Annotated in this window: 5 protein-coding genes; 4 read left to right on the forward strand and 1 reads right to left on the reverse strand. The window is 41.2% G+C overall.

The genetic code is table 11. The features are described from left to right. Positions 1–47 precede the first annotated feature (47 nt). The 4 genes from rfbA to G1ANC_RS03855 are packed head-to-tail and all read left to right on the forward strand — an operon-like array spanning position 48 to position 2,768. On the forward strand, positions 48–902 hold the full coding sequence (rfbA, locus tag G1ANC_RS03840) for a glucose-1-phosphate thymidylyltransferase RfbA (protein ID WP_129693685.1): 855 nt from the start codon (positions 48–50) through the stop codon (positions 900–902). A 6-nt stretch (positions 903–908) separates the two neighbouring features. After that, complete coding sequence (locus G1ANC_RS03845; protein WP_129693682.1) at positions 909–1,613, forward strand: glycosyltransferase family 2 protein; 705 nt, start codon at positions 909–911, stop codon at positions 1,611–1,613. Continuing rightward, positions 1,610–1,963, forward strand: a complete 354-nt coding sequence (locus tag G1ANC_RS03850; protein WP_129693683.1) for a hypothetical protein — start codon at positions 1,610–1,612, stop codon at positions 1,961–1,963. Before G1ANC_RS03845 ends, G1ANC_RS03850 begins: the two co-directional genes overlap by 4 nt. Then, positions 1,953–2,768, forward strand: a complete 816-nt coding sequence (locus G1ANC_RS03855) for a glycosyltransferase family 2 protein (protein WP_129693684.1) — start codon at positions 1,953–1,955, stop codon at positions 2,766–2,768. The genes G1ANC_RS03850 and G1ANC_RS03855 overlap by 11 nt, the downstream gene beginning before the upstream one ends. A 16-nt stretch (positions 2,769–2,784) precedes the next feature. Here G1ANC_RS03855 and G1ANC_RS03860 read toward each other — a convergent pair. After that, a partial coding sequence (locus tag G1ANC_RS03860; RefSeq protein WP_164998026.1) for a glycosyltransferase occupies positions 2,785–3,650 on the reverse strand: 866 nt, incomplete at its 5' end.

The raw sequence follows: 3,650 nt of genomic DNA on the forward strand, positions 1-3,650 counted from the left end.
AATGTGGTATGATATATCATAGATAAATAACTTAGGAGTAGAGGATGATGAAAGGAATAATTCTAGCGGGTGGATCAGGTACAAGATTATGGCCAATCACAAAGGCTATTAGCAAACAGTTGATGCCGATTTACGATAAGCCAATGATCTACTATCCATTAACTACACTAATGCAAGCAGGCATTCGCGATATCTTAATCATAACAACACCAGAAGATCAGAGTAGTTTTCAACGACTGCTCGGTGATGGCTCACAATGGGGAATTAGTCTACAATACGCTGTTCAACCAAGTCCAGATGGATTAGCACAGGCTTTTATAATTGGTGAGAATTTCATTGGCGATGACAAAGTAGCGTTAGTATTGGGTGATAATATTTTCTATGGTGCAGCTCTCGATAGCTCACTACAAGCATGTACCAATCCAGATGGTGGTACTGTTTTTGCTTACAAAGTTTCCGACCCAGAAAGATATGGTGTTGTTGAGTTTGACAGCCAAAACCAGGCTGTCTCAATTGAAGAAAAACCAACTCAACCAAAATCAGACTTTGCAGTTGTTGGATTATATTTTTACGATAACGATGTTATTGAAATTGCTAAAAATGTCGAACCAAGCAATCGTGGTGAGCTAGAAATAACCTCTGTTAATGCTGAATATTTACGTCGCGGTAAACTCAAAGTTCAAACACTTGATAACGGCGATGTTTGGCTAGACACCGGCACCATCAGCAGCTTAACTGATGCCGAAGATTTTGTTCGTGTCGTCCAAACGCGTACCGGCCAAATTGTCGGCAGTCCAGAAAAAACTGCTTTCCAAAACGGCTGGATTAACCGCCAGCAACTTGAAGAGATCGCTGCCACACTCAAGAAATCAGGCTACGGAGAATACTTGAACGTATTGTAATTACCGATGAAAAAAGTTTGTGTTATCATACCTGCCTACAACGAATCTAGCGTCATCAAAGATGTTATTAAAAAAGCCAAAAAAGTTTTCTCAAAAGCCAAAAAAGACTACTCAATTGATATAGTTCTCATCAACGACGGATCAAAAGACAATACGCTCGAACAAGCTCGAAAAGGCGGCGCAATTGTCATTGATCATATTTTGAATTCTGGAGCCGGCGGCGCAACGCTAACTGGGCTTGCATACGCGCGGCAACACAGCTATGATATTGCCGCCACCATGGATGCTGATGGTCAGCATGATCCAGAAGATGTTTTGGCGGGTATTCGGCAGAGCGACAACTCTAACACTGATTTACTTATCGGTAGCCGACTCATCAATAGCGAGGGCATGTCTAGGACTAAAGTTTTAGGAAACAAGGGTCTCAGCTTCATTACTTACGCCCTATTTGGTATCAATGTTACTGATTCGCAATCTGGTCTGCGAATTTACTCGCGAAGGGCAATTGATAATCTCGACTGGAAATCGACTGGTTATGAGTTTTGCTCAGAGATGATTTGGCGTGCCAAACAAGCAGGCATGGTAATCGGTGAATATCCAATCAAGGCAATTTACACCGACTATTCCCGCGCCAAAGGCCAAAACAACTGGAACGCCATCAATATCGTCAAACGATTATTCAAACAACGTTTAACGGAGTTATTCGAATGAGATATCTTATCCTCGTACTACTCAATGTGCCGATTATTTTAGCAGCATTGATCAATATCATTACTCAGTACAAACTGCGCAAAGTTAGTGTAACGCGCTTTCGCCATCAATTAATTATCTGGATGGTTATCATGGTTGTACTGATTGGGTCATTTCCTCTGTATAACATTTCGATAGGCCATCCGCCGCTGGATTCGTCAGAGTTAAGCTTATTTGATATTTTGCAAACTACAGCGATTATTTTGCTATTCTACATCGCCAACAACCAGCGCCAGCGTATCGACCAAAACGAGCGAAGACTGCGCGATTTGCATCAAGAATTATCAATCAGGCTGTCGGATGAAAAATAGTATTGATATCATCGTACCGTACTGGGGTGAGTTTTCACTACTGAAGCAAACTGTCGATTCAGTGCTAGCACAAACCAGCAAAGCCTGGCATTTGACTATTCTTGACGATCATTATCCAGACAAAACTGCCTACAATCATTACAAAAAATTAAACGATAAACGCATCACGTATATCAGACACCGTAAAAATATTGGTATCACCGCCAACTTTAATTACGCTATTCAACACGCAAGCGCACCGTATTGTATGATTGTCGGCTGCGACGATAAACTATTACCTAGCTACGTTGATACTGCGCTAAAAAACATTGGTGAATCAGACTTTTATCAGCCTCGCGTACAGATAATCGACGACAAAAGTAACGTATATCTACCGCTTGCCGATAAAGTTAAAAGAATACTGCAGCCTAAAAAATCTGGCATACTGTCTGGCGAAAAACTTGCTGCGTCGCTTTGCTGTGGAAATTGGCTTTATTTTCCATCCATCACTTGGAAAACCGATACTCTCAAACAATACTCATTTGATACAAAGTATAAAATCCTTGAAGACGTCATCGTCGAATTGACCATGATTATTGATGGCGCTTCGCTTTATTTTGACACAACAGAAACTTTTCAATACCGCCGTTTTGCCGAGTCGTTATCTAGCAAGGAAAAAGGTAAAAATGGTATCCGATTCAAGGAAGAGAACGAAGTCTATGATAATTTTTCCGATAGGTTTAATGAGATTGGCTGGAAAAAAGCCGCACGAGCAGCAAAACTTCGCGTGACATCACGCATTCATAGTTTCTTGTCGCGGTTTTAGCGCTTATCCTATCACTCTATTTTGTCTTTGCAAACTTACGATTAACCGCCCAGGCATACAGATTGACGATTATCGATTGCGGCAATAGGTCATACAGTCGCCAGTTTATATCCTTCTTGGCTATTGGCATTTTAGCGTTTTTCCAGGGCGTTAGTTTCAAATATTTACGCCACAAAAAACCAACTGGATTATCGTTACCCTGCTGCCACGGCCTACCGTTCACACCAAACTGCGAATGAATGATCTTCGGCGTGTAGTAACTCTCCATGATTTCATCATAACTGTAAAAACTCTCTGGCAAGAAACCATTGGCCTTAATATATTTTTTAATGTCATAGCCATAGAAAACGGTCGAGAAATTATATTCCACACCGACTTTCTTGATCTTGCCCTTGAAAAACACGTTGCACAAATCTTGGTCAGCCACCTCGTAGCGATTGTGTCGCAAATGCTCGCGCATCTTGGCATCAATCTTATCTTTCATCCATTTTTTGTGATTGATAAGCATAACCCCACAATTAAAGTAACCGTCGGTTGGTTTCAAACCAATGACATCTTTGTGCGCGTTCACCATGGTAGCGTCGTACGACAGCGCCATCACATTACCCTCGAAATCAAGCTCCAAAAGACCATCAAGCGCACCGCTGATCACCGTGTGTGGGTTAATATACAAAATTCGGTCTGTTTTGATGTCAAGCTTGGCAAACGCCAGCATCTTATACCATGTGATATATAATCCCTTCCAAGCCTTAACGCCAATCTCTTTCAATTCGTCAGGATAACTTGACACGTCAACGAAAGTAATTGTCGCGTTCTTATAATTTCCAACCATTTTGTTGAATTTATTGATACTATCTTTTTTGAGTTGATGTCCAAGATAGA

Source organism: Candidatus Nanosynsacchari sp. TM7_ANC_38.39_G1_1 (assembly GCF_004138385.1).